General features: G+C 36.5%; 25 protein-coding genes. 7 read left to right on the top strand and 18 right to left on the bottom strand.

Going from position 1 to position 26,102, the window contains the following annotated elements; translation table 11 throughout:
* Positions 1–12: 12 nt before the first annotated feature.
* From gldD to EGI05_RS18095, 13 genes are all read right to left on the bottom strand, one after another.
* The gene (gene gldD / locus EGI05_RS10620) at positions 13–570 is read right to left on the bottom strand and encodes a gliding motility lipoprotein GldD (RefSeq protein WP_123263025.1); all 558 of its coding nucleotides are present in this window, start codon (positions 568–570) and stop codon (positions 13–15) included.
* A 256-nt stretch (positions 571–826) separates the two neighbouring features.
* Positions 827–1,870: an A/G-specific adenine glycosylase gene (gene mutY / locus EGI05_RS10615; protein WP_123263024.1), complete on the bottom strand. Its 1,044-nt coding sequence runs from the start codon at positions 1,868–1,870 to the stop codon at positions 827–829.
* A gap of 25 nt (positions 1,871–1,895) precedes the next feature.
* A complete protein-coding gene (locus EGI05_RS10610; protein WP_228428589.1) occupies positions 1,896–2,360 on the bottom strand; it encodes a hypothetical protein in 465 nt (154 codons plus the stop codon).
* Positions 2,361–2,435: 75 nt separating this feature from the next.
* Positions 2,436–3,797 (bottom strand): DUF5458 family protein, encoded by a 1,362-nt coding sequence (locus EGI05_RS10605; protein ID WP_123263022.1) that lies wholly within the window; start codon positions 3,795–3,797, stop codon positions 2,436–2,438.
* A gap of 16 nt (positions 3,798–3,813) precedes the next feature.
* Positions 3,814–4,374, bottom strand: coding sequence for a type VI secretion system contractile sheath small subunit (locus tag EGI05_RS10600; protein WP_123263021.1), 561 nt, complete (start codon positions 4,372–4,374; stop codon positions 3,814–3,816).
* A 157-nt stretch (positions 4,375–4,531) separates the two neighbouring features.
* On the bottom strand, positions 4,532–6,628 hold the full coding sequence (locus EGI05_RS10595; protein WP_123263020.1) for a M13 family metallopeptidase: 2,097 nt from the start codon (positions 6,626–6,628) through the stop codon (positions 4,532–4,534).
* A 247-nt stretch (positions 6,629–6,875) separates the two neighbouring features.
* Entirely contained in the window at positions 6,876–8,933 is a 2,058-nt protein-coding gene (locus tag EGI05_RS10590; protein WP_123263019.1) for a M13 family metallopeptidase, read from the bottom strand.
* Positions 8,934–9,033: 100 nt separating this feature from the next.
* Entirely contained in the window at positions 9,034–10,278 is a 1,245-nt protein-coding gene (locus EGI05_RS10585) for a CinA family nicotinamide mononucleotide deamidase-related protein (protein WP_123263018.1), read from the bottom strand.
* A 172-nt stretch (positions 10,279–10,450) separates the two neighbouring features.
* Positions 10,451–10,990 (bottom strand): lipocalin family protein, encoded by a 540-nt coding sequence (locus tag EGI05_RS10580; RefSeq protein ID WP_123263017.1) that lies wholly within the window; start codon positions 10,988–10,990, stop codon positions 10,451–10,453.
* 59 nt (positions 10,991–11,049) lie between these two features.
* Positions 11,050–11,784 (bottom strand): LytR/AlgR family response regulator transcription factor, encoded by a 735-nt coding sequence (locus EGI05_RS10575; RefSeq protein ID WP_123263016.1) that lies wholly within the window; start codon positions 11,782–11,784, stop codon positions 11,050–11,052.
* Between the two features lie 83 nt (positions 11,785–11,867).
* The gene (locus tag EGI05_RS10570; protein WP_123263015.1) at positions 11,868–12,557 is read right to left on the bottom strand and encodes a DUF4386 domain-containing protein; all 690 of its coding nucleotides are present in this window, start codon (positions 12,555–12,557) and stop codon (positions 11,868–11,870) included.
* Positions 12,558–12,631: 74 nt separating this feature from the next.
* On the bottom strand, positions 12,632–13,975 hold the full coding sequence (locus EGI05_RS10565; protein ID WP_228428588.1) for a tetratricopeptide repeat-containing sensor histidine kinase: 1,344 nt from the start codon (positions 13,973–13,975) through the stop codon (positions 12,632–12,634).
* The gene (locus tag EGI05_RS18095) at positions 13,950–14,429 is read right to left on the bottom strand and encodes a tetratricopeptide repeat protein (RefSeq protein ID WP_228428587.1); all 480 of its coding nucleotides are present in this window, start codon (positions 14,427–14,429) and stop codon (positions 13,950–13,952) included. The genes EGI05_RS10565 and EGI05_RS18095 overlap by 26 nt, the downstream gene beginning before the upstream one ends.
* A gap of 131 nt (positions 14,430–14,560) precedes the next feature.
* On the opposite strand from EGI05_RS18095, the gene EGI05_RS10560 reads away from it, so the two are divergent.
* The 3 genes from EGI05_RS10560 (at position 14,561) to EGI05_RS10550 (ending at position 17,495) form a co-directional block, all read left to right on the top strand.
* On the top strand, positions 14,561–15,514 hold the full coding sequence (locus EGI05_RS10560) for an SIMPL domain-containing protein (protein ID WP_123263014.1): 954 nt from the start codon (positions 14,561–14,563) through the stop codon (positions 15,512–15,514).
* Between the two features lie 95 nt (positions 15,515–15,609).
* The gene (locus EGI05_RS10555; protein WP_123263013.1) at positions 15,610–16,281 is read left to right on the top strand and encodes an SIMPL domain-containing protein; all 672 of its coding nucleotides are present in this window, start codon (positions 15,610–15,612) and stop codon (positions 16,279–16,281) included.
* A gap of 11 nt (positions 16,282–16,292) precedes the next feature.
* Positions 16,293–17,495 carry a VWA domain-containing protein gene (locus tag EGI05_RS10550; RefSeq protein ID WP_123263012.1) on the top strand — a complete coding sequence of 401 codons (1,203 nt, stop codon included), beginning with the start codon at positions 16,293–16,295 and terminating at the stop codon, positions 17,493–17,495.
* A gap of 40 nt (positions 17,496–17,535) precedes the next feature.
* Here the strand turns inward: EGI05_RS10550 and EGI05_RS10545 are convergent, their stop codons facing one another.
* Entirely contained in the window at positions 17,536–18,741 is a 1,206-nt protein-coding gene (locus EGI05_RS10545; protein WP_123263011.1) for an NAD(P)/FAD-dependent oxidoreductase, read from the bottom strand.
* A 114-nt stretch (positions 18,742–18,855) separates the two neighbouring features.
* Between EGI05_RS10545 and EGI05_RS10540 the strand changes: the two genes are divergently transcribed.
* Positions 18,856–19,236: a SpoIIAA family protein gene (locus EGI05_RS10540; RefSeq protein ID WP_123263010.1), complete on the top strand. Its 381-nt coding sequence runs from the start codon at positions 18,856–18,858 to the stop codon at positions 19,234–19,236.
* A gap of 100 nt (positions 19,237–19,336) precedes the next feature.
* Here the strand turns inward: EGI05_RS10540 and EGI05_RS10535 are convergent, their stop codons facing one another.
* The gene (locus EGI05_RS10535; RefSeq protein WP_228428586.1) at positions 19,337–20,527 is read right to left on the bottom strand and encodes an MFS transporter; all 1,191 of its coding nucleotides are present in this window, start codon (positions 20,525–20,527) and stop codon (positions 19,337–19,339) included.
* Positions 20,528–20,735: 208 nt separating this feature from the next.
* Between EGI05_RS10535 and EGI05_RS10530 the strand changes: the two genes are divergently transcribed.
* Complete coding sequence (locus EGI05_RS10530; RefSeq protein ID WP_123263009.1) at positions 20,736–21,596, top strand: AraC family transcriptional regulator; 861 nt, start codon at positions 20,736–20,738, stop codon at positions 21,594–21,596.
* A gap of 107 nt (positions 21,597–21,703) precedes the next feature.
* Here EGI05_RS10530 and lipA read toward each other — a convergent pair whose 3' ends face one another.
* The gene (gene lipA, locus EGI05_RS10525) at positions 21,704–22,567 is read right to left on the bottom strand and encodes a lipoyl synthase (protein WP_123263008.1); all 864 of its coding nucleotides are present in this window, start codon (positions 22,565–22,567) and stop codon (positions 21,704–21,706) included.
* Positions 22,568–22,684: 117 nt separating this feature from the next.
* On the opposite strand from lipA, the gene EGI05_RS10520 reads away from it, so the two are divergent.
* The gene (locus tag EGI05_RS10520; protein WP_123263007.1) at positions 22,685–23,323 is read left to right on the top strand and encodes a hypothetical protein; all 639 of its coding nucleotides are present in this window, start codon (positions 22,685–22,687) and stop codon (positions 23,321–23,323) included.
* A 26-nt stretch (positions 23,324–23,349) separates the two neighbouring features.
* Here EGI05_RS10520 and EGI05_RS10515 read toward each other — a convergent pair whose 3' ends face one another.
* On the bottom strand, positions 23,350–23,910 hold the full coding sequence (locus EGI05_RS10515) for an RNA polymerase sigma factor (RefSeq protein ID WP_123263006.1): 561 nt from the start codon (positions 23,908–23,910) through the stop codon (positions 23,350–23,352).
* 212 nt (positions 23,911–24,122) lie between these two features.
* Here EGI05_RS10515 and tyrS point away from each other — a divergent pair, with 212 nt between their 5' ends.
* Positions 24,123–25,418 carry a tyrosine--tRNA ligase gene (gene tyrS / locus EGI05_RS10510; protein WP_123263005.1) on the top strand — a complete coding sequence of 432 codons (1,296 nt, stop codon included), beginning with the start codon at positions 24,123–24,125 and terminating at the stop codon, positions 25,416–25,418.
* Between the two features lie 161 nt (positions 25,419–25,579).
* On the opposite strand, the gene EGI05_RS10505 is transcribed toward tyrS, so the two are convergent.
* Complete coding sequence (locus EGI05_RS10505) at positions 25,580–26,083, bottom strand: hypothetical protein (protein ID WP_123263004.1); 504 nt, start codon at positions 26,081–26,083, stop codon at positions 25,580–25,582.
* Positions 26,084–26,102: the final 19 nt, after the last annotated feature.

Here is a 26,102-nt window from a genome sequence, read left to right as displayed (position 1 = left end):
TTTTGTACGTAATTATTTTTTCCATTCAAATGTGTCCAGCAGGTGCATCATGTCTTTTTTGATGTAATTAACTGCGGGTGCCAGTGAATCCGGCTTTGGTCTTGTGTTAAAGTATAAATAAGCAGTCACAAAGTGTCTTGTGCTGTCTGTAGCGTAAAACTGAAGGTTAGAGGCACTCTGCCCTTTTAACTCATAAAAATTTCCGTATACTTTTCTTTCAGGATATTCGAAAGATTTTGTATCAATAGCACTTGCTTTGATCGTATGCTCATACACCATTTTCTCCGCTTCTTTGATATGCTCTGCAAAGTCATTTTGGATGGGATAGTAAGTAATGAAAACTTTTGCTTTCATTTTCGGGTAATTAAGGTAATACCAGCAAGGTCTTTTGGCATCCGTAATGGTAGCAAAATCAGAATATTCGAAACTATAAGCACAATCCTTATCCAGTTTCTGATATTTTGGTGCGGGATATTCCAAACGAAGTTCCCCATATGGCTTGGGAACAGGATCCTTTCCACAAGACAATAACAGTAACGATGCGAAAATAAAAATGACTTTTTTAATCATTTTGCAAAAGTACAAATTAGATTTTAGATTTAAGAAGACAAATTTCAGTCTTTCAGTGAGTTTATATTTAAAAAATAAGTTTAACCACAAAAGGCACAAAAGTTTTGAACACTTTAGTTATATAAGTTAAAACACAGCTGTTGACAAAGTTCACTAAAGCCTTTTTTGAAAATCTTTGATTTTCTCCTTATGCGTTCTTATTTTTCAAAGCATTATACTTTAAAAACTTTTGTGTCTTTTGTGGTTTTGAAATGCTTTATTTCTGATTTTTGTTTTGGATATAATTTTCCAGAGGCTTAGGAAAGGATTTTTCATGGGAAGCTTCAAAATCAGTAATGAGATATTGATTTTGGGCTATAAAGTTATTCCAGGCAGGTTCTGAAGCTACTTCCACATTAGAAATTTCAATTGTCAGGTTTTTGTGTGTCAGTTTATGATTGATGGTTTTTACTTCTTTACTGAAGGCCTCCAGTTCCTCAGGAATAACAACAGGAAATTCAAATAATTTTTTCCAGATAAAGTCATCTTTTCTTTGCCGCACGAGAAACTGTCCGTTTCTATGAACAAAATAGTATTTCAGATGAAGGTCTTCACTTTTTACTTTTTTGGTTTTTACCGGGAATTCTGAAATCTTATTAAGTGAATAGGCCAAACAGTTTTCACGTAAAGGGCATTCCCCGCATAATGGATTTTTCGGTTTACAGATTTCTGAGCCGAGATCCATCATGGCCTGATTGAAATCACCTACGTTTTCAGGGAGAATGAGTGTAGCCAGTTCTGAGAAATAAGCAAATGCTCTGGAATTGGAAATATCAAAATCATCTGCAAAAATGCGGCTCAATACTCTATAAAAGTTTCCGTCTACCGCCGGAATTTTGCCATCGAAACAAATACTTGTAATGGCGGCGGCTGTATACTTTCCTACTCCTTTTAATTTCAGGATTTCTTCATATTCGGAAGGAAAAACACCATCATAATCGTTCATTACCTGTTGAGCAGCTTTATGTACATTGATTGCTCTTGAATAATATCCCAGACCTTTCCAGTATAATAATACCTCATTCTCTTCGGCTTCGGCCAAAGTTTGAACATCAGGAAATCTTCGGATAAAATTATTATAATGATTCAGTCCCTGATTGATCCTGGTCTGTTGAAAAACGATTTCACAGATCCATATCTTATACGGATCTTTTGTTTGCCTGAAAGGCAGGTCTCTGGCATTTTTCTTATACCAGCTCAGAAGTTTATTTCCTATATGCAGAAGATTCGAGTCTATATTATTCTTGTCCAAAAAAGTCATCTCATTTAATCCCGCAAAGATAAGCTTATTTGTTTTCCTTACCTACAGTATATACGGAAGCTCCTTTCAGCCATTGGTATTTAAGGTTCTTTTCCTTGGCAATAAAGCGATAACCATTAAGCTTTTGAAGATATAAATACATGGAGTCTTTTGGCAGCTTCAGCTTGTAATTGGAAAGGAATTCCAAAGGATAATTAACAGCCGAATCACGGGTTGTTTTCACTAATTCTCCTGAGTGGATCTTATAAATAAAAACTGCTTTTCCCCGTCCGGAAGAGCTGTCTACAAGTTTTACGTCTGAGCTTGCAATGACCATTTGACTCTGATCATAACATTCTTCTTCACTCATCACATAAGCCGTTCCTTCATGCCGTTCATCCGCAAAAAGGTCTATTTTATGTTCAGGACTTTGAAGTTTTTTATCTTCACAGCTTATCAGAAAAGCTACAAATAATAAAGGTAAAGCATTAATAACTCTACTTTTAATCATATTAATTTTCATACTATGGTAGAAAAAAACCGATGTAAAAAATGCATCGGTTTTTTATAAAAATTGAGTTCAAATTTATTCCTGAGTGTATTCTGCATCCCATTCGTTTCCATCATCCCCTTTGTGCCCGTCTAATTTAATAACGAAACTTTTGGTAGGAAAATAAGGAGTCAAGCGGATATCCAGCCATACTCTGTCTTTATTTACTTTGTCCTGTTCAAAACGAACGATCTTGAATTTCTCAATCAGTTTATCAGGACCTTTAATGCCGTCTAAGAATGTTACGATCTGTCTTCTCAAATCGTCTTCGTTTCTTGCATTCCAGTTCTCGAAGGCTCTTCTGTTTAAGAAATCCAGTAAAACTTTTGTTACATAATCAAATACACGAACTACAGAATAGGTTTGAAGTCCGATATTGTCTCCTGTAAATAATGTTTTTGCAGAGAAAGCCATGATTTTACCATATTCATTCACCATAGGTACCAATCCCATTTTTTCTAATTGAGAAATTTCACTTTTCTTCAATTCGAATTTCACGGCATCTACTTCATTGATATTACCATGCTTTTTACCTGCAGCAACCTGAGACATCAATGTTTTATGGATTTTTCCGGCTAATGATGTTGAAGGCGGAAGCTCTACATTTTCTTCTTCCCCTACTTCTTCAGCCTTACCACGTCCTACAAGCCAGTTGCAGGTCATAATCACGTTACTTCTGTGCAATTCACCTCCTGTAAGATTAGCTGAGTGGAAAAGGTCTACCACATCATCCGGTTTATCAAGGTTGGCGAAATCCGTAACCATCATTACTTTGTTTTCATTACAGATCTTCGCCCATTTTTCAATAACCTTATTAGATCCTAAATATCCGGGAATAGCCAGGATAGAATAGTTATCCCTAAGATCAAGACGATCGTAGTAATTTTTGAATTCTTCAGCAATCGCATCAATGAAAAGCGGATTATCCAAATCTGTTACCTGCTCAAGGCTGGCATTGACGATATTTACATTGTCTACTTTGTCTAATTCCGTATTTTTATAGAATTGTGCTACAGTTCTGTAATTGGTCTCCAGCTGACGAACAGCATCAAGGGTGTTTTTCAGGTTTCTTTTTAAACTCTGATCAGCCTGTTGAGCTTTGTTTTTACAGGTTTCAGCCATTTTATCAGCAGATTCATTTCCTTCCAAAAGACTCACCCAAAGGTTAATTTTCTGAAGTAATTCTTTTCTTTCTTCTGCTTTATTACTATCGTTAAGGAAAATTTCTTTCCTCGCTTTTCTAGTGGGGTTCATATTGGCGATGCCGTCCACAACGGATTCAACAAAGCCGAAACCTCCCATTTTATTAAGTTCGGCCAGTGGGTTCCCTTTCGGTTTACCCGCCTGTTGCTGTTGGCCTTGTTGTTGGCCTTCTGCTGCCTGTAGTTTACTGTCCATGATTAAAGTCTTTTAATTATTTTTCAAGTTCTTGTGCCACTTCTTTCAATACTTCCACAAACGCAGCTCTCGTTTGCTCGTTTTCCAACATATTACGCAGAATCTTATTAGTTTTCAGCTGACGCACAATTTTATTGTACTGCTCCTGCTCCATGCTAAGCTGCTGTAAATAGTTTGAATTCTGGGTAAGATTTTTGGGAGTGAAATCCGCAAGATTTTGAAAACGGAATTCTTCTTCTACTACTCCTCCGTCTTCTGTTTCATGCTGTACGCTTACAGAAGGTTGAAAATGTTTGAAGACATCATCCACAGTCTTTAATCCTGTTACAATTTCAGGGGTATAAGATTCCTCAGTGGTAAGCTGGCTTACAATGAGTGATTTATTCTCTTGTATCTCCTGAATAGCTTCATTAGCGTCAACTTTGACCTCGTTTCCGCCAACACCATAATTGAACATTGCCATATTATTATTATTTTGAGATTTTTGGTTTTGGTGAGGATTGTTTTTAAAATAACCTGTTGCAGAATCGAACAAGTCACCAATCCAATGTTTAAATTTAAAAAAAAACTGTAACATACAAAATTTTGTTAAGATTTTTCTTGAAATATTTAATTTAATTCATTAAATATCAATCCAAAAACAACATTTAATGATGTCACTAAACTATGAAAAATAAATAAAAAAACGCATCAAAATGATGCGTTTTCTTTTCTAACAATTGTTGGTAATCTTATTACCAGATTTTTATTCTGTCCTGAGGAGCTTTATACATTTTATCACCGGGCTTGATATCAAACGCCTTAATGAATGAATCCTGATTCACCAATGGACCGAATGCCCTGAAATATCCCGGTGAATGCGGATCTGTTTTTACCTGGTTCACCATATGCTGGTCGGTTGATTTGGTTCTCCAAACTGTAGCCCAGCTCATAAAGAATCTCTGATCCTGGCTAAATCCGCTGATCAATCCTGGATTTCCGTGGTCTTTCAGATACATCTGCAGAGCGTCATAAGCAACCGCCACTCCGCCTAAATCCCCAATATTTTCACCGCTTGTAAATTTACCGTTCACAAAGCTTCCTTTTACCGGCTCATAAGCGTTATACTGTGCTGCCAATTGTCCTACTTTTGCATCGAAGTTTTTACGGTCTTCATCTGTCCACCAGTTATTCAGATTTCCATCTCCATCGAATCTTGAACCGCTGTCATCGAATCCATGAGAAATTTCGTGACCTATAACAGCACCAATTCCTCCGAAATTCACAGCGGCATCAGCTTTAGGATTATAGAAAGGCGGCTGAAGAATAGCAGCAGGGAAAACAATCTCATTATTTGATCCGTTGTAATAAGCATTTACTGTCTGCGGAGTCATTCCCCACTCTGTCTTATCAACCGGTTTTCCTACTTTTTCCAAGCTTCTTTGATATTGCCATGCTGCAACATTCTGAAGATTGGAATATAATGTTGCTCCTTGTTCAGGAGAATTTACTTTTAATTGAGAATAATCTTTCCATTTGTCTGGGTAAGCAATTTTCACAGTGAATTTAGACAGCTTCTCCTGAGCTTTCACTTTAGTGGTTGCTGACATCCAGTCCAGATTATTAATATGGGTTTTAAATGATTTCAACAGATAATCGATATAGGTTTCCATCTGTTGTTTTGCTTCGGGAGTGAAGTATTTTTCAACATATAATTTTCCGAAAGCTTCTCCGAGAACTCCATTAACAAGAGATAATCCTCTTTTATCCATCGGGCGCTGTTCTTTTTGCCCCTGAAGATATTTGGAATAAAAATCGAACCTGATCTGCTCTAAATTCTGATCAAGGTTACTAGCATTTCCATTGATGACATGGTATTTCAGGTAATCTTTTAATAAAGGAAGGTTTTTCTGAGTCAGGAATTGATCCATATTCTGATAATATTTCAGCTCTCCGATAATTACTTTATCCGTATTTACACCTGCCTCGGTTAAGTATTTAGCTAAATTGATATTTTTAACCAAGCCTGATAATTCCGATACTTTTCTAGGATTATATCTTAAGTTGGCATCTCTGTTTTGTTCAAGTGTTAAAAGATAATTAGCCAACTGTTTTTCAAAAGCTACTACATTTTGGGCTGCCTGTGCTGAATTTTTATATCCTAAAACCCCGAATAATTTAGCGACATAATTCTGATACTCCGCTAAAGTTTTAGTGTTGGATTCATTTTCTTTCTGATAGTAGTCTCTTCCCAAACCAAGATCAGGACCGCCAAGATATACGGCATTCATTTTAGAATCCTTCATATCTGCTCTTACGTTCCATCCATAGAAAGAATTATCTCCGAACTTTGTTCCTTCCAAAAGATATTTCTGAAGATCATTAAGGTTCTTAATCGCATCAATTTTTGCCAGATCTCCTTTGATAGGCGCTAAACCTTCTGCATTTCTCTTATTGGTATCCATGAAAGAAGCATACAGATTCTGGATTTTCTGTCCTTCTGAACCTTCAGGATATTTCTCGGAAAGAATTTTATTTAAAATATCCAGGGAAGCATCATCCACATTCTCTCTTAACGCATTGAAAGAGCCCCAGCTTGATTTATCGGAAGGAATCTGAGTGGTTTTCACCCAATTTCCGTTCACATAGCTAAAAAAATCATCCTGCGGACGAACACTTTTATCCATATAAGATAAATTGATCCCCTCTTCTTTTACTTCTTGTTTCACAGGTTCTGCAACAGCTACCGCTGTCTCTGTTTTCGTACTTGCATCAACAGTCTTTTTGGTACCGCAAGAGTTTAAAAATACAATACCTGTGAAGGCAAGTATTCCGATATTTAGCTTTTTCATTAAAAATAATTTTTGATTGAACACAAACTTACCAAATATACGAACTTTAATAATAAGTGATTAATGATAATTGATAAATGATGCAACGCTGACGGTTATGAATTCCGGAGTTCGAGTTCGGGGTTCAGGATACGAGGTTTAGACACTTACTGATAAAAATTATCAATTATCAATTATCAATTATCAATTATCAATTAATAAAAAAACCGCTCATTGCTGAACGGTTCTGTTATCTTTTTGATACTGATTACCAGATTTTAATTCTATCTGCAGGCTTTTTATAAAGTTTATCTCCTTCTTTAACGTCGAATGCTTTATAGAAAGAATCAACGTTGATGATCGGACCGAAACTTCTGAAATATCCCGGAGAGTGTGGATCTGTTTTCACCTGGTTTACCATGTATTTTTCACTTGATAATGTTCTCCAAACTGTTGCCCAGCTTAGGAAGAATCTCTGATCTTGTGTATAACCGCTGATGGATCCAGGATTTCCTTTATCTTTCAAATACATTTGAAGGGCATCATAAGCGATGTTCACACCTCCTAAGTCAGCGATATTTTCACCGTTCGTGAAAGTTCCGTTAACGAACGTTCCTTTTACAGGCTCATACTTATCATATTGAGCAGCAAGAGCTTTTGTTGCTTTCTCAAAGTTGGCTTTATCTTCCGGAGTCCACCAGTCTACTAAGTTTCCATCAGCATCGAACTGTGCTCCTGAATCATCGAATCCGTGGCTCATTTCATGTCCGATAACTGCACCGATTCCACCGAAATTAACGGCTGCATCAGCATTAGGATTGAAGAAAGGAGGCTGAAGAATTGCAGCCGGGAAAACGATCTCGTTATTTACCGGGTTGTAATACGCATTTACCGTCTGCGGCGTCATTCCCCATTCTGATTTGTCTACTGCTTTTCCGATTTTCGCCAGATCTTTATTGTACTGCCATTCTGCAATATTCTGAAGGTTGGAATATAAGTTTCCACCTTTAGCTTCAGAAACGATATTTAATTTAGAATAATCTTTCCATTTATCAGGATAAGCAACTTTCACAGTGAACTTGTTCAGCTTCTGCATTGCTTTTTCTTTTGTGGTAGCAGACATCCAAGTCAAACCGTTGATGTGAACAGCGAAACTTTTCTTCAAATAGTCAATTAACTCAACCATTTGAGCTTTAGCTTCAGCCGGGAAATATTTCTCAACATATAATTTTCCGAAAGCTTCACCCAATGTTCCGTTGATCAGCTCATACCCTCTCTTGTTCAATGCTCTTTGTTCCTGTTGACCTCTTAAATATTTACCATAGAAAGCAAATTTCATGTCACCCAGTTTTTCACTTAAATAAGAAGCGCTTCCATGGATCATGTGGAATTTAAGATAATCCTTGATCACAGGAAGATTCTGAGCGTTGATGAATTTATCCATATTTTTGTAATATCCGATTTCTCCAATGATTACTTTATCTGTATTTACTCCTACTTTTTTAAGATAAGCAGGAAGGTCTACATTTTTCACTAATCCGGAAAGTTCTGACATTGTTTTCGGGTTATACTGAAGCGTATTATCACGGCTTTGCTCGTTTGTTAAATACGTTTGTGCAATGCTTTTTTCGTAATCAACAATTCCTTTTGCCGCTGCATCAGCATTTTTGTACCCCAATTCTTTCAACATAGAAGCTACATATTTGGTATATTCTGCAATAGCTTCTGTATTTTTTTCATTTACCTTCTGATAATAATCTCTTCCCAGACCCAGAGAAGCATTACCTAAGTAAACAGCATTCATTTTAGAGTCTTTCAAGTCTGCATCCACACCCCATCCATAGAAAGTATTTTCTCCTTCTTTCGTTACGGAAGTCAGGTAATTTTGAAGGTCTGTAAGGTTTTTGATCGCGTCGATCTTGTTGATATTAGCCTGAATAGGCTTGATTCCATCCGCATTTCTCTTCTGCATATTCATATAGGTAGCATACAAATCCTGGATTTTTTTGCCTTCTGTTCCGTCCGCAAATTTATCTTTCAAAAGAGAGTTCAAAATCGTCATGGAATTGTTATCCGTATCATCAGCAAGCTTGTTGAAACTTCCCCAAGTTGGCTTATCAGACGGAATTTTGGCAGTTTTCATCCATGTTCCGTTCACATAGTTATAAAAATCATCCTGAGGACGTACAGATTTATCCATCAAACTAAGGTCCAACCCTTTATCCGTAGCACTCACAGCAGTTTTCGTTGCGTTAGCCTGCGCCTGCAATACGTTCTGTGAACAAATCCCTGTTAATAAGAACAGAGAAAGCGTTAATTTTTTCATTATAATTACAATTTATACAATATGTATGTTTTTTCTTCAATTTGTTACGGAATGTATTTTATTTTCCAGTAACTTGTTTTACACTCTGATTATCTTCAGTTTATATCAGCATTCCAATCAGGTCCTGAAGGATTTTCTGGGAAACAAAATTCATAAAATCAAGCCTTTCCAGATGAGGCATATATAATTTTAACGTCTGTTCTCTTTCATTGATTCTGATGGTGTAGTAAACTGTTCCCACTTCCTTTCCATCCTCTCCTTTTCCAGGACCAGCCACTCCGGTTGTAGACAAAGAGATATTGGTGTCAAATAATTTTTGACAGCCTTTTGCCATTTCTTGAGCCACCTGTTCGCTTACTACCGTGTATTGGTCCACTGTATCCTGGGAGACCTTTAAAATATCCACTTTCTTTTCGGTGGCATAAGTAATGATTCCGCCCAGGAAATATTTTGAGCTTCCTGAGTTGGAAGTGATCATTTTGGCCAGTTCTCCTCCTGTACAGCTTTCTGCTGTGGAAATAGTCAGTTTTTTTTCACTCAACACATCGCCTAAGATCTTTTCAATTTTATCTTCGGATGTGGCAATGGTATGATCCTGTACTAGTGGAAGAAGTTTTTGCACCTGATCTTCCAATTGCTGTTGCAAAATCTCTTCATTGTCTCCTTTGGCCGTTAACCTCAACTTCACACGGGTTCCAACCGGGAGATAAGATAAAGCCATATTATCCGGAAGAGCAAGTTCCCAGTCTTCAATCGTATCCGCTAAAATGCTCTCGGGGATTCCTACCACGGAAACAATTCTGGTACTGATATAATGGAGGTGGAATTTATCTTTTAAATAAGGAATGATCTGATCCTTGATCAATGGTTTTACTTCATAAGGAACTCCGGGAAGGCTGAAACATAGTTTTCCATCCTGCTCCATCATCATACACGGAGCGGTTCCGTAATAATTTTGAAACACCAAAGATTTTGTAGGAACAAAGGCCTGTTCTCTGTTTCTTTCAAGAATTTCCAGCCGACCCCTTTTCTCCATATATCTTCTCAGATGATCAAAAGTAACCTCATCCAACGCTATTTCATCATTGAAAAATTCGGCAAGGGCTTTTTTGGTTTTATCATCCCTGGTTGGGCCTAATCCTCCTGTTGTGATCACAACATTACCTAATTCCAGTGCGGAATGCAGTGTTTTCTTTATCGTTTCGATCTCATCTGAAATAGTGAAGATCTGTGATACCTGTATCCCTATATTTTTAAGTTCGGCAGCAATAAAATTAGAATTGGTGTCCACGGTATTTCCCGAAAGAATCTCATCACCAATGGTAATCAGAACAGCTTTTTCCATAAGTATATTCTCGAAAAAAATTCTTATACAAATGACGGGAAAATATATGTGGCGGACAATATTTTCGGAGTGAAATTGCAGAAAAGATGAATCGTGAAATCTCTAAACTGTTGAATTATTATAACTACTCTGCATATAGGCAGTTTTACAATTCTGCGATTTTGCTTCACTACTAATTATGTCTCACCCAGATCAATTCATCTGTATTATACCCGATTCTTTTTGCTTTTTCAAGGAATCTCTGTCGGATGCTTTCCGGGATTTCTTTGGTTCGGGAAAGTATCCAAAGGTATTTCAAGCTGTTTCCGGCAACCAGGGCATATTGATAATTCTCATCGATATCGATCACATTATATCCGGACCAGATGGGTTTAAAGAAGGATACCTTAAGACGGGCTTCTGTTTTATCTTTTACAAATCGGGCCTCTCCTATTGCTTCCTTCCATTCTTTTTTTACCACATTATACCCTCTGTTTTCCACACGGATACTTCCATCAGGGCTTTGCGAGTAGGTAGCGGTAACATTATCCATATTCCGCTCAAATTTATAATCGAAACGGGCAATTTCATACCATTTTCCCAGATACTTCTGAGCATTAAAGGTTTTTACGGCTGTGGCTCCTTTCGGAATGCCTACTGAACAGGAATTAAAGAGAAATACTCCTAAAACACCTAACGAAACAGGGATTATTATTTTTTGAAAACTTTTCATAATCGTATAGCTTGGTGATGGTATGAAGGCTTCAAAAACAATGCCTTTACCTTATCAATCTACGAGAAAACTTTCAGGAAATTATCTTTAAAACTTCCTGAAACTTCTATTTCCGTATTGTCGGATAACGTTACTGTTCCGCTTTTATGGTAGGATTTTACGAAGTTGGTATTGATGATATGGGAACGATGTACTCTTACAAAAGGATTTTCCAACAGATCATCAAAATGTTTTAAAAACCGGCAGACCATCTTTTTGGAATGATCGGTAAGATAAACCTGAGTGAAATTTCCGTCTGCCTGAAGCCGTACAATATCTTCTGTTTTTACCACATCAAAACCTTGTAGTGTCGGCAGTATAAGCTGCTGTTTTTCGGGTTTTAATTTCAAATTCTCAAGCAAAATCTTATTCCTGTTGAGCTCTTCCTTCTTTTCGATACTTTCTACTACTTTATTCACAGCAACAATGAGCTCCTGGATATCAATAGGTTTTAAAATATAATAGCTTGCAGATTTGTTCAGCGCCTGTAAAGAATATTGTGAAAATGCGGTAATGAAAATAGTTTCATAAGAGAACTCTTTGGTAGCTTCCAATACATCAAAAGCATTTCCGAAAGGCATTTCCACATCCAGGAAAACCAATTGGGGTTGCTTATCTGCAATCAGGGGAACCGCTTCTTTTATATTTTCCGCTTCGCCCAGAATTTCAACCTGTGGACAGTATTTAGTGAGATAGTTTCTTAAAACATCCCTTGCAATGGCTTCGTCGTCTACGATTACGGCTTTTATTTTCATTGTATTTAAAATCGGGAATTTTCCAATTTTAATGTAAAAATATAAAACTCACCACAATTAAGCTTAGATTCTATATGAGTTATTTATGATTTTTTATTTCGCACTCCGATGATCAGGAGCCAAAGACAGGTTCCTATCTCTCCTATAGAAGCAGGAATTGTTATCAATTTTGAGACCGCATAAGTAGAAAAATCCGGAATGGATATTCTGCCAAAAACATTGATAAGATATCCCAAACAACCCAACATTAAAAAAATCCCCAGGATCTTAGGCAAAAAACCTGATTGATAGACCAAGTATCCAAAAGGTAAAAGCCATAATCCCCAAAAGACCTGAACAATCAAAATTCCTGAATCATAATTATCGAGAAACTGCATCACCAAAGCCTCCAAGAACTTTTTATCAAAACTTTTTACGTATTCTGCCCCTTCTACAACCGTTAATACCGAAAGCTTATTTTCAAGGTTGAAAAATGAAATAGGAACACTGATCAAAGCAAAAATAACCATCAGCTTTGCATAGTTTTTATTGACATCTTTAAGAAGCTGATACAAAACCAGAGGAAGCAACAGAAATGCAATATAACAAAGCATACTGCTTGCAATACCCAATCTGAACAATTGTGACGATGAAGAAATATTTTGAAAAGTAAGTGCGGGATTTTCCCAAACAATGAGTTTTGAAGGCACATACATTAAACTGAAAAGTCCAGTTAAGACAACAATTAGGTATAAAAATCCTGCTAATCTCGCTATTTTGTTTTTGGTGGTCATCGTCTGTTTTTGAATGATAAGACGATAATTTCTAAAAATTGTTACAGTATTGGATATTTATTAGAGAATTTTAATTATTTATTAGACGATACTGTTTTCAGGCTCAATTCCACTAAAACTCCAGGTTCATTTTTCTTATCTGTGATCTTGCACTGAATATCGCGGTTATATAAATCGTTTAACAATGCTATTCTTTCCAGCGTGTTTTTCATTCCGCGGCCCTGCCTTGTTTTTTGATGTTGTGTTTTTTGTTTCTTGCTTTCTTCGATACCTATTCCGTTGTCTTCAATGATGATTTTCAAGTGATGATCAAGCTTTTCAAAACTCAGTTTTAAAAACCCTTTTTCAGTTCTATATCGCAATCCGTGCCAGATTGCATTTTCCAGAAACGGCTGTACAAGCATTCCCGGAACCTGAAGGCTTTGCATATTCAACCCTTCATCTACATGGATCTCATAATCGAATTTGTCTGCAAAACGCGTTTTTTCCAGAGCTAAGTAATTTTGTAACAGATCCAGTTCCTGCTGAAATGGAATAAAATCCTCTGTGGAATTTTCCATCACTCCACGCATCAGCTTTGAAAATTTTGTAAGATACTGATTAGCTTCCAATTCGTTATTCGTAGCAATAAACTGATTCACACTATTTAAACTATTAAAAATAAAATGCGGATTCATCTCCCGGCGAAGCGACTGCAATGCAATTTTTTTATTCTTGATCTGAACTTTTTTCAGGGTCCAGAAAATGAATCCTATTAATCCCAATAAAAGAATCAAAGTTCCTATCAAACTATAGTTGAATACATTTTTCTTGCGAATGAGCTCATCTTTCAGCTTTTTCTCTTTCTCCAGCTGGGAAATCCTTTCTTCAGTGTCTTCCAATATTTTGTTGTCTACGAGACTTCTGTCTTTGGACACAAGGATGGGCAGCTTACCTAAAAAATCCCTGTAAAGCTGCATGGAAGCTTCTGTATTTTCAGAGACATTATATAAGCTGTCTAATTTCTGAACACTTTTTTGTGCTTCCAGCGTATGACCTTTTTCAATTGCGATGGCATAAGCATTTTTCAATAAATTAACCGCTTCCTGCGGATCATTCTTTTTGATATAAATATCTGCCAATTCCTGGATCTGGTTGACTTTCTCCTCTGTATTTTCCTTGACGAAATCTTCTTTCAGCACTTTCTTTTTAGCCTCGATCGCTTTATCGAATTTTTTATTGTCAACATAAAAATCCGTCAGCTTCTGATTGATTTCCAATGCCTGTTGCGGAGCAGCCTGCTCTTTGGATATTTGATAAGCGTTGTTAAGGTTTTCTTCTGCTTTCGGAATATTTCTTTGCTGAATATTGATATCTGCCATTTGGCTATACCCCGCCGCCAAATCGCCTTTTTCATTTTTCTTTCCGGCTGATATCAATATTGCTTTGAATGACTTCAGCTTTCAATTCAGGGGAGGAAGTGGATAATCTTGTAGCATCATTAGAATTGATGGCTCTGTTTTCTTTTGAAAAGTTCACCTGTGCAGCACGGCTGTAATTGGAAATTGCCGGAGTTATTTTATTCTGCTTTTCCTGGGACTGTGCAAGTTTACGGCTTACTTTTTCGATATTGGGTTTATCATTCAGCTTTTCATAAATATTTTTTGACTTGATGAAATACTCTTCACTTTTTGGAAAATTCCCATTATTGAAAAAAGTTTCTCCAATATTATAATAGGAATCTGCCTGTGCCGATTCGTCCTTATTGTCTACTGCTTTTTTAAGCTTCGAGGTTTCCTGCTGGACTTCTTTGGTCACAGTATTGCTCTGAGAATAGAATGTATTCGCAGAAAGCAATAAAATGAAAAGTATAAAAACCTGAATTGTTTTCATAAAACAAAGATATACATATCTGTAGTTCACTCAAAACTATTCACCAAGTGAACACTGCCATTCACCAAGTCATTAGGGAAACGCCGGAATTATGAGATTAAGTTTGCATCAATAATTTAATCTTAATCATTATGAAAAAACTTTTCTTATGTATTTCAGCAGTAGTATTTCAAACTGCTTTTGGTCAGTTTTCCGGCAATATCAACTACCAAAACCAGGTGAGGTATGCCGATACCACTATTAATATTGCTCCGCCATCTCCCAATGATATTGTGATCAGCATCAAAGGTCTCGCTAATATAAAAGCCAACCAATATGTTGCTATTTTCAGCCTTACGCAGGTTGGAGAAACTGCAGAAGAGGTGAATGAATTAATGGACAAAAGGCTTACTTCTTCATTAGCTCAGATCAAACTGAACAAAGGTGTTGAAACCTATGTTGATATGATTTCTTTTGTTCCTGTTTACCAGTTCAATGTGGAGAAAAAGATCTTCAGCAAAAAAACGTACAATGAAGTTCCTACAGGTTTTGAATTAAAGAAAAACCTGCACATCAAATTTTCTGATCCAGCTCAGTTAAATCAACTCATTACCATTCTTTCCGGACACGAAATATATGATCTTGTAAGAGTAGACTATTTTGCCGACAATCTGGAAATCATCAAAAAAGACCTGATGAATAAAGCTAAAGTTACATTACAGGAAAAAATAAAAACCTATGAAGCATTACTTGGAGAGTCTTTCGCGACTGCCAATAAAAGTATTAATGACGGATATAAAACCATTCTGCCTGTAGAAAGCTACAAATCTTATGAAGCCTACAACAGTTCCACATTAGCATTAAACAAATTTGCCAACGTCAACCAGGCCAACAAATCCACGACTCTATATTATCAGCCGGTGTTGGATAAGGAATTTGATTTTGTAATCAATCCTACCATAGTTGAACCTGTGATTCAGGTGATGTATGAAGTCAAATTAGTCATTAATAAAGAGAAAAAGATGGACAGTAAAGATCATAAATCCTACCTATTGATTACTTCGAACGGTGAAATGAAGGAATTGAATATGAATTCCACTCCTTAAACTCACTCACCAAGTCAAAGTTCCGTTTCACCAAGTCTCCCGAATTCCGGTTCTTAATCCGGCTACCTTTACTTCAGAATTTAAAACCAAAAATTATGAAATTGAGACATTTTTTATTGATCGGATTCTTTACACTAGGGAATTTCATCCATGCGCAGGAAGTAAAGAAAAATGCAATTGAAGTTACCGGTATTGCCGAAATGGAAGTGAAGCCTGATGAAATTATTTTCAACATCGGAATAAAAGCGGATAATAAAAATGATCTGGCCGAAAACGAAAAGAAATTATTTGAAATCCTGAAAAAAAATTCGGTGAAAAATGAGGACATAGATTTCAAATCCATGTATCAGAACATGTATTCAAAACCTAAAACATTTGTCAAAAGCTATCAGTTCAAAGTCAATACAAAAACAGAAGTCACTCAGTTGTTTGAAGACCTGAACCAAAAATGGGTAAGCAATATCAACATTGCGGAGGTAAAGAATACCAAAATTGCAGATTATAAAAAGGCTGTAAAAATAAATGCCTTAAAAGCTGCCAAAGCAAAAGCAGATTATTTGTTAGAAAGCATTGGTAAAAAAACAGGAAATCCTTTAGAAATTATTGAAATAGAAGATTACACCAGTGATGCCAGTTTACCCGCTTATGCTCAAAGAAAAGTAAGCAATATCCAGATGGAAGCGGAAGCAACACAAGACTATTCTTTCGACAATATTGAAAACATCAAGCTGAAATACAGCATCAAAACGAGATACGAAATCCTTTAAATAATAACATCATGTCAACTTTAAAATTCCTAACATTAGCAGCGGGTGCGGCATTCCTAAGTGCCCAGAACCCTTCACAGATAGGCTGCATTAAAAGAAATCCAAATGTTCAAAATGAAAGAACATTTGTTCAGAATGAAGCGTCTTCAAGCTCTTCAACACCTGTAAGTAAAGAAAATAAAATACAGGTAGCGCTTTTATTAGATACTTCTAACAGTATGGACGGTCTCATCGATCAAGCCAAATCCAGATTGTGGAATATTGTGAATACTTTAACCACATTGAAATACAACGGACAGTCTCCACAGATTGAAATTGCCTTATATGAATATGGTAATGACGGAATCAGAGATGAAAACTACATCCGGCAGGTTACTCCGCTCACTCAAAACCTTGACCTTGTCTCTGAGAAATTGTTTGCTTTGAGAACCAATGGCGGAAATGAATTCTGCGGTGCCGTGATCCGTGATGCTTCAATGAACCTTAACTGGGACGACAACGATAAGAGCATGAAGCTGATTTACATTGCAGGAAACGAACCTTTCGATCAGGGAAGAGTGAACTATAAAGAATCTGTATCCTCTGCCAAAGCCAAAAGAATTTACACCAATACTATTTTCTGCGGCGATAGAAATGAAGGAATCCAGACTTCATGGCAAAATGGAGCAGTGATGGGTGACGGAAAGTATTTTAATATAGACAGCGATAAAAAAGTGATTTATATTGAAACTCCTTATGACATCCGAATCTCCGAATGCAATTCAAAATTGAATGATACTTATATATATTATGGAAGCAAAGGTTCTGAATATAAACAAATGCAGTTGGTACAGGACAAAAACGCTGAAATGCAGTCTGCATCCAATGCTGCAGAAAGAACGGTAGCCAAAGCCAAGAAAAATGCTTATAAAAATGACAACTGGGATCTGGTAGACAGGGCAGAGAAAGATGCCAACTTTATTTCAAATGTAAAAGAAGAAGAGCTTCCAGCTGAATTAAAAGGCAAAAGCAAAGAAGAGGTAAAAAAAGCAGTGGCTGCAAAATCTGCCGAACGCGAAAAAATCCAGAAAGAGATTGAGGAACTTTCTAAAAAAAGACAAGCCTACATAGATGCTGAGATGAAAAAAAGAGGAAATTCAGATGCAGATGATCTTGGAAAAGCTATTGAGAAGTCTATTATAGAATTAGCCAAGAAAAATGGATATAGTTTATAATTTTGATTGTTGGAAAAGTGCTTCAATTGAAGCACTTTTTCTATCTCCCAAACTTAAAGTATCTGGATAAAGGGTGCTTTTTGTTTTTCATGAATAAAGAGGCCATCTCCATTCCGGTTACTGAAAAAGTAATTCCGTTTCCGCCAAAACCGAGAACGAAATAAGAGTTTTTAAATTTTTTATGTTCTCCGATATAAGGAAGCCCGTCTTTAGTTTCACCAAAAGTTCCCGCCCAGACAAAATCTGTATAAAACCGATAGTCCGGCTTCATTTTTTTCAATCCCTTCAGGATTTCTTTTTCCTTCTGATCAAGAAGAGCATCCCTTTTTCCGGCATCGTAAAAATCTTCATCCCCACCTCCGATCAGTAAACGCCCATCATCTGTGGTACGCATATAGAGATAGGGTTCATCCGTATTCCAGACCAAAATATCCGTCATATTCCTGAACTTCTTTTTATCGATCTCTGAAACTATGGCATAGGTACTTTTAAGGTTTACGAAATTTTCTTTGATCAGGATTTTGCTTTCATAGCCTATACAATAAATGATTTTTTTGGCTTTGATTGTATAGCCACTGGTTGTTGAAACTAAGTTATAGCCTTTATGATAGGTTACGGATTTCATTTCAGTTTTATCAAAAATCCTTAAGCCTTTCTTTATATTGAGTTTGAATAGTTCATGAGCCAATTTGAAAGCATCAATGCTTGCACCCTGATCAGAAAGTATTCCTCCATAGGTATTCTCAAAACCGAATTGATGCAGGATTTCTTCAGATTCAAGCCATTGTACTTTAAAACCTGCTTTGTTGCGGACATCGCATTCGTTTTTCAACCATGAAACATCACTTTTTTTAGAAGCAAAATAAAGAGATTTTTTTCTCTTAAATCCTGCATCAGATTTAATTTTTGCGGACAGCTTTTCAATTTTATCAATAGCATCCGAACAAGCAAGATAACTTCTTATCGCCCCATTTTCACCTATTTTTTCAATAAGATAGGAAAGCGGGACATCTATTTCGTATTGAAGCATTGAAGTTGTTGCTGAAGTGCTTCCATTACAGATTTCCCGCTTATCAATGAGAATGGTATGATAGCCATCCTCTATCATCTGACGAGCAATTAAACTTCCCGTAATTCCCCCTCCAATAATAAGCACTTCGCATTCTTCATCTGATTTTAACGAGGGATAAGAAGCAAAAAGTCCATTTTTCAACAGCCAGAAAGGCTCATTCGATTTAAGATCCATATTGATATTTTACACCAGAATAATCAATATTTATACCTTTTTTAACAATTTTTCACCAAACATTGGTTTAATTATTGCTGTTTCATCAAAATCAACCACATTAAATATTAGAGTATGATTACGATTATTCCTGAAGCACCGGAGAATGTTGCGGCTTTCAACGCAACCGGTGAAGTAACCAAAGAGGATTTTGAAAGTGTTGTTATTCCCCGTGTAAAAGCTAAAGTAGATGAGTTCAAAGAACTCAATTATCTGCTTTATCTGGATACAGACCTGAATAAGTTTACCATGGGAGCATGGTTGCAGGACGCACTTTTAGGGTTGAAGAATCTAACAAAGTGGAACCGCACCGCCATTGTCACTGACAAGGAAGGAGTGCAGAACTTCACTGATATTTTCAGTGTTTTAATGCCCGGAGAATTTAAATCTTTTCCGAAAGAAAACCTATACAACGCCCTTTACTGGTGTAAAAACGGCGATGAGGTAGAGGCATAAACAATTAAATAAAAGAGAAAAAGCTGTCTTCTGTGAGATCATGGAAGACAGCTTTTTTTGACGTATAAATATTTCAATGAAAACCATATCTATTATGGATCTAAGAAACGTATTCCGCCATTATTTCTTCTTCCTCGTTGTTTGCTGATCTGTATAAATACATATATCTGATGCTGATCATCAACCCTATAAAAGTCATCCCCACTCCTACCAATGCAGGATAATTGAATGATAATCCATATTCCAAAGGAATTCCTCCTAAAAATGCCCCCATTGCATTGGCAATATTAAAAGCAGCCTGCATGAAGGCGGCTGCCATCATTTCACTTTTGGGAGCAGCTTTCATCATCATAATGTTAATAGGTGCCGAAACAGACATAGATAATGCACCGCAAACGAAAGTGAGCGCCAAAGCTATATTTTGATATTCCGAAAGGAAATAAACACCTGCTAATGAAGACATCATTAAAAAAAGTAATAAACAACAGGTTTTTTCAGGGTTTAATCTGTCGGATAAAAATCCTCCGGCTAAATTTCCCACCACCATTCCTCCTCCAGCGAGGATCATAACATAGGCTATTTGACTGCTTTTAATCCCTGCAACTATCGTCATTAAAGGTGTAATATAGCTGAACCATGTAAAAAGCCCTCCAAATCCTATCGCAGTAATCAATAAAACCAGCCATGATTGTTTGCGCTTAAGGAATTTCAGCTCTTCCAGGAAATGACTGTCTTCTTTTCTTTCCATCACGGGAAGCCAGAGTTTCAGAGATAATAAAGTCAATAAGCCGATCACTGCTACAATAGCAAAATACCACCGCCAGTGAAAAGTATGTCCGATATAAGTAACCAATGGAACCATCGCAAGGTTAGCTATTGTGAGTCCGGTAAACATTAAAGAGATGTAAAACGCTTCTTTTCCTTTTCCGGCCAATCTTGAAGCAACTACCGTTCCTACTCCGAAAAATGCCCCATGAGGTAATCCGGCCATAAACCTAATGATCATCATCGTCGTATAATCAGGTGCTACCACTGATAATGCATTGAACAATGTAAAAAGAATCATTAGTGCAATCAACACTTTCTTTGGCGGAAACTTCACTGAGTAGCCAATTAATATGGGTGCCCCGATTACTACCCCTAAAGCATAGGCAGAAATTAAATGCCCGGCTTCCGGAATGGTAATCTGTAATGTTTTGGCCATATCGGGAAGCAATCCCATGATTGTAAATTCTGTAGTTCCAATCCCCAAACCACCAATGGCCAGTGGTATTATCCGTTTATCAATCATTCCTGTTATATTTTAAAGTTCAGCAATTGATCGGGTATGATTTTGAACATTTTTTAGAAAAAAATCAACCTTCTAATCAATTGTATAGTTTGAAAGTGCAAAAATCGAGAGAAATATTGGTTTTTACTTCTCTTTGAATGATATAAATTTGTTCTGTATTAACCTTAATTATTAATTTTAACCTACCAAATCATTAAAATAGAACCAAATGAAAATCCAGAAAGAAATTATTGAGTTTGAAAACGGCAAGTCTTTCAAGCTTTTTTCTCCTTCATTAAAGAATTGCTTTTTCTGGCATCATCATCCCGAAATTGAGTTGGTTTATGTAGAAGCCGTAAGTGGAATCCGTCACGTGGGAAAAGATATTTCCGGATTTACGGAAAGTGATCTTCTTTTGATCGGCTCCAATGTCCCGCATCTTAATTTCGATTACGGAATCCAGACTGGTTGTTGGCAAATGGTCTTGCAGATGAGGGAAGATTTTCTTCAGAATATGATTGTTCCCGTTCCTGAATTTGAAAAAATAAGACTTCTTCTGGAACGTTCTTATCTGGGATTGTCATTTTATGGAGAAACCAAAAAGCTGGTGGTAGAAAAGCTTCATTTCCTCAGAAAAAAGAATTCGCTTGATGCATTATTGGGATTGCTTGAAATATTACAAATCCTGGCAGAATCCAAAGAAGTCAAGGAACTGAACAGTGAAGATACCCGGATTAAATGGTTTCTGAATGACAAGATCAGAATGGGTACCATCTATGATTATATTCATGGAAATTATGACAGAAGACCTAATGTGAATGAAATTGCAAAGATCGTAAGCCTGAGTACACCTGCTTTTTGCCGTTATTTTAAGAAGCAAACCAATATGACATTTACGGATTTCGTGAATAACTACAGGATCAACCAGGCCAGAATATTTTTACTGAAAGAATCTTCCATTACGGAAGTCTGTTTCATGGTGGGCTTTGAGAGCCTTTCTTATTTCAATAAATTATTCAAAAAGTATGTGGGAGAAACACCTTCGGAGTTCAGGAAAAGGCATTTAGATAAGATAGATATTATAGGATAAGATTGAGATTGAGGTTGAGATTGAGGTTGAGGTTGAGGTTGAGGTTGAGGTTGAAGCTGATTCGGTTATTAAATAAAAAAATCGCTCCGGTTGGGAGCGATTGTATTTTAATGAATATGCTTTTCTGCGTGGTAAGAGCTTCTTACAAGAGGAGAGCTTTCAACATGTCTGAAACCTAAGCTTCTTGCAAAATCCCCGAATTCATCAAACTCTTCCGGCGTAATGAATTTTTTAACCGGTAAGTGCTTCTTCGTCGGTTGAAGATATTGTCCTAAAGTAATTACATCCACATTGGCATTTCTGATGTCTTCGATGGTTTGAAACACCTCATCTTTTGTCTCACCCAATCCAAGCATTACTCCTGTTTTTGTTCTTCTTTGTCCTGCTTCTTTCAAATATCTTAACACTTCAAGGCTTCTTTCGTATTTAGCCTGGATTCTTACTTCTCTGGTTAAACGTTTCACCGTTTCCATATTGTGGGAGATTACTTCCGGAGCAACATCTACCAATCTGTCCAAATGTTTGGTGATTCCCTGGAAATCCGGAATTAAGGTTTCCATAGTGGTTCCCGGGGAAATTCTTCTCACTGCATTTACGGTTTCTGCCCAAAGAATAGACCCCATATCTTTCAGATCATCACGGTCTACAGAGGTAAGAACTGCATGTTTGATTTTCATTAATTTGATCGAGCGGGCAACTTTTTCCGGTTCATCCCAATTGACATCCAATGGTTTTCCGGTCTTCACCCCACAAAATCCGCAGCTTCTGGTACAAATATTCCCCAAAATCATGAAGGTAGCTGTACCTTCTCCCCAACATTCACCCATATTCGGGCAGCTTCCGCTTTGGCAAATCGTATTTAATTTATATTTATCTACCAAAGTCCTCAATTCTCTGTAGTTCTTTCCTGTAGGAAGTTTTACACGAATCCACTTTGGTTTTTGAACGGTAGTATCTACTGAATTTTCCATTTCTAAAATTGAATGTCAAAGTTAAGGATTTTTTAATGGAAACCATCTAACAGAAAAATTGATGGAACAGATAATTGAAATATGGTTGTATATTTGATGCTACCAAATTTACAACCAATGAAGAAAATATTTTTCCTTTTAACCGTATTATCCGGGATATTTTGCTTCGCTCAAAAAGAGTTTCAGCCTACAGGTTCGGAGATTATTGAAACCGTAGACGGAGATCTAGACGGCGATAAAACTCCTGAAAAAGTTATCATATACAATACAAAAGATACTACCGATATGGGAAATATCCGGGAAATCCAGATTCTGAAAAAGGTAAATGGAAAATGGACTATTTTAGAAAAATCCCGAAAAGCAATTTTGGAAAGTAAAGGCGGCGGAATGATGGGAGATCCTTATGGTGACACTACAATTGAAAAGGGCATTCTCATGATTTCCCAATCCGGTGGAAGCAGCTGGAAATGGGGATATACAGATAAATACAGATTTCAGAACGGACGTTTTGAACTGATCGGGCATTCTTCCTCTTACGGAAGACCCGGAGATTATTGGGTAGATGTAGATTTTAATCTTTCTACCGGGCAACTGAAATACACTAAAGAAGTTGAGAGCACCGATATTCCTGAAAACGGAAAATCCCAGCAGGAAACTTATATTAAAAAAGGAATGAAGATTAATCTGCAAAACAGGAACCTGGAAGATCAGAGAAAAATTGTTTTACCAAAAACAAAGGCGGAAATTTATATATAGTTAAACCATTAAAGATTTAATTTATATTAATCTTCTTCGAACTCATTATTTTTCAAAAGTTCCGCTAAGACTTTTTTAGCACGCATTACCCTTACTTTGGTATTGGCAACGGAAATCCCTAATTCATCAGCAATTTCCTTAATGCTTTTTTCTTCAAAAAACCTTAGTCTGATAATATCCTGGTAATTGGCATCTAAAGATTCTATAGTTTTAATGATCTTTTTCTGCTCTTCTTCAGAGATCATCAGTTCTTCAGGGGACTTTGCATATTGGTTTTTTACCTCTTCAAGATTCTCCGTAGCATCCTGGTTTTCCCTGCTTCGTTTTCTCCAGAAATCAATCACTGTATTTTGAGCAATGGTCAGAATCCATGTTTTAAACTGAAAATGTGGATCATACATATCCAGTTTCGATAATACTTTGGAGAAAACGTTAACGGTAATTTCATCAGCATCATTCTCGTCCCTCACCTTTTTCATGACAAAAGAAAAAACATCCACCCAAAAAACATTAATGAGTTTCGTCTGGGCTTTCTGGTCTTTGTCCTTTGCTTTCTGAATAAGCAGGAATAGTTGTTCGTCGTTCATTACTAACAAATATAACGTATTTGAGTGAAATCGCAAAAGTCATTCCGCAATGAGATTCTTCATTCTGAATGACCAAAAGTACGCTTACCTTGAAGCAATCCGGCTCTAAGCGATTTCACGATTTTGCAATTTTACCTTTTAACTATTCCGGTTTCACCTTATTACCATTGAATTTATTATCTTTGCACCGTTAAATTTTAAAGAAAATATAAATGAATTCCTTTATTGAAGAACTAAAATGGCGTGGTCTTTTTGCCGATATGATGCCCGGAACCGATGAGCAACTGAATAAAGAGGTGACTACTGCGTATATTGGTTTTGATCCAACAGCGGATTCTTTGCATATCGGAAGTCTTATTCAGATAAAAATTTTAGCACACTTTCAGCAGCATGGCCACAAACCTATCGCTTTAGTAGGTGGTGCAACGGGTATGATCGGAGATCCTTCCGGGAAATCTGCAGAAAGAAATCTTTTGGATGAAGCCACTTTACTTCATTATGTAGACTGTCTTAAAAACCAGCTTTCAAGATTTTTACATTTTGAAGGTAACGAACCGAATAAAGCAGAATTGGTGAACAACTATGACTGGATGAAGAATTTTTCATTCCTGGATTTTGCTAAGAATGTTGGAAAGAACATCACGGTAAACTATATGATGTCCAAAGATTCTGTAAAGAAAAGACTTACCGGAGAAGGAGGCGCAGAAGGAATGAGCTTTACGGAATTTACATACCAGCTTATTCAGGGGTATGATTTTCTTCATTTATACCAGAATAATAATGTAAAACTACAAATGGGAGGTTCGGACCAGTGGGGAAATATTACTACAGGTACGGAATTGATCAGAAGAAAAGCACAGGGTGAAGCCTTTGCTTTAACTGTTCCTTTGATCACCAAAGCGGATGGAACGAAGTTTGGAAAATCTGAAAGTGGTGAAAATTACTGGCTGGACAAAAAGAAAACGTCTCCTTATAAATTCTATCAATTTTGGTTCAATTCAAGAGATGATGACGCAGAAAGGTTCATTAAATTTTATACTTTCTTAGGTAAAGAAGAAATTGAAAGTTTAATTGAAGAACATAAAACCGCTCCACACGAAAGAAAGCTTCAAAGGAAACTTGCGGAGGAAGTTACCGTTTGGGTTCATGGAAAGGAAGAATATGAAAAAGCTTTAAAAGCTTCCGAGATTCTTTTTGGCCGTTCTACTGCAGAAGATCTTGTAAGCCTTGATGAAGAAACTTTTTTGGAAGTGTTTGATGGAGTTCCCCAAAAAGAAATTGCCAAAGCTGATGTTTTAGGAATTAATATCATTGATCTTCTTTCTGAAAAATCTGGATTTCTAAAATCCAAAAGTGAAGCTCAGAGAGAAATAAAAGGAAATGCGATTTCTATAAACAAACAAAAAGTGAACGATACTTTCATCGCCAATGAAAGCGATCTACTGAACGGTAAGTTTTTATTGCTTCAGAAAGGTAAGAAAAACTACTTTGTCATTAAAGTTCAGTAAAACAAGCTTCAAACAATATCATTATAATGAGAGAGACACTTTGGAATCAAAGTGTCTCTTTTTAATACAAAATTATCAGCATGAAAAAACTACTTCATCTCTTAAAATAATTCAAGTACAAAAGTTATGCGAAACATCACTGCTTCTTAAAAAGTTATCATTTAGAATGTATAGTGTTTGGTAAAATCAGCACCATTGGTGGTTAGATTGATCGTTTCATTAACTACTGTATCATTATTTTTTTCAATTTTATAAGACCCGGTAATCGTGGAATTAAAATTAACAACCTGAATGGAGGCAGATAAAGCTGCGATAGGAGAATTGGTCTCAATAATATAGGTTTTAGTGGAACCTGAAAAATTATTCTTATCCAATCCTACTGCTGTCTGTCCGTTTTGTGTGGTTCCATTGATTTTCCAGATAGAACTGCTGTTTTGATGATTGCTGCCTGAAGCGACCACCGAAACATAATCGTCCGTAGAATTTACTCCATTCAATGTAACGGTTATTTTATAATTGGCTCCGCTAGTTCCGCCACCATTTCCCTCTCCATTCCCATTATCGTCATCGTCATTACTGCATGAAGAGGCAATACCTAAAAATAATGCTGTTAATAGAAAAACAAATACCTGTTTAAGTGTCTGGCGTAAATTGATTCGTTTCATAATTCTTATTTAATTAAAA

Origin of the sequence: Chryseobacterium daecheongense (assembly GCF_003729955.1) — a bacterium.
Taxonomy (GTDB): Bacteria; Bacteroidota; Bacteroidia; order Flavobacteriales; family Weeksellaceae; genus Chryseobacterium; species Chryseobacterium daecheongense.
The sequence above is the reverse complement of the archived record's forward strand: the minus strand, read 5'-3'. Positions and strand labels throughout refer to the sequence as shown.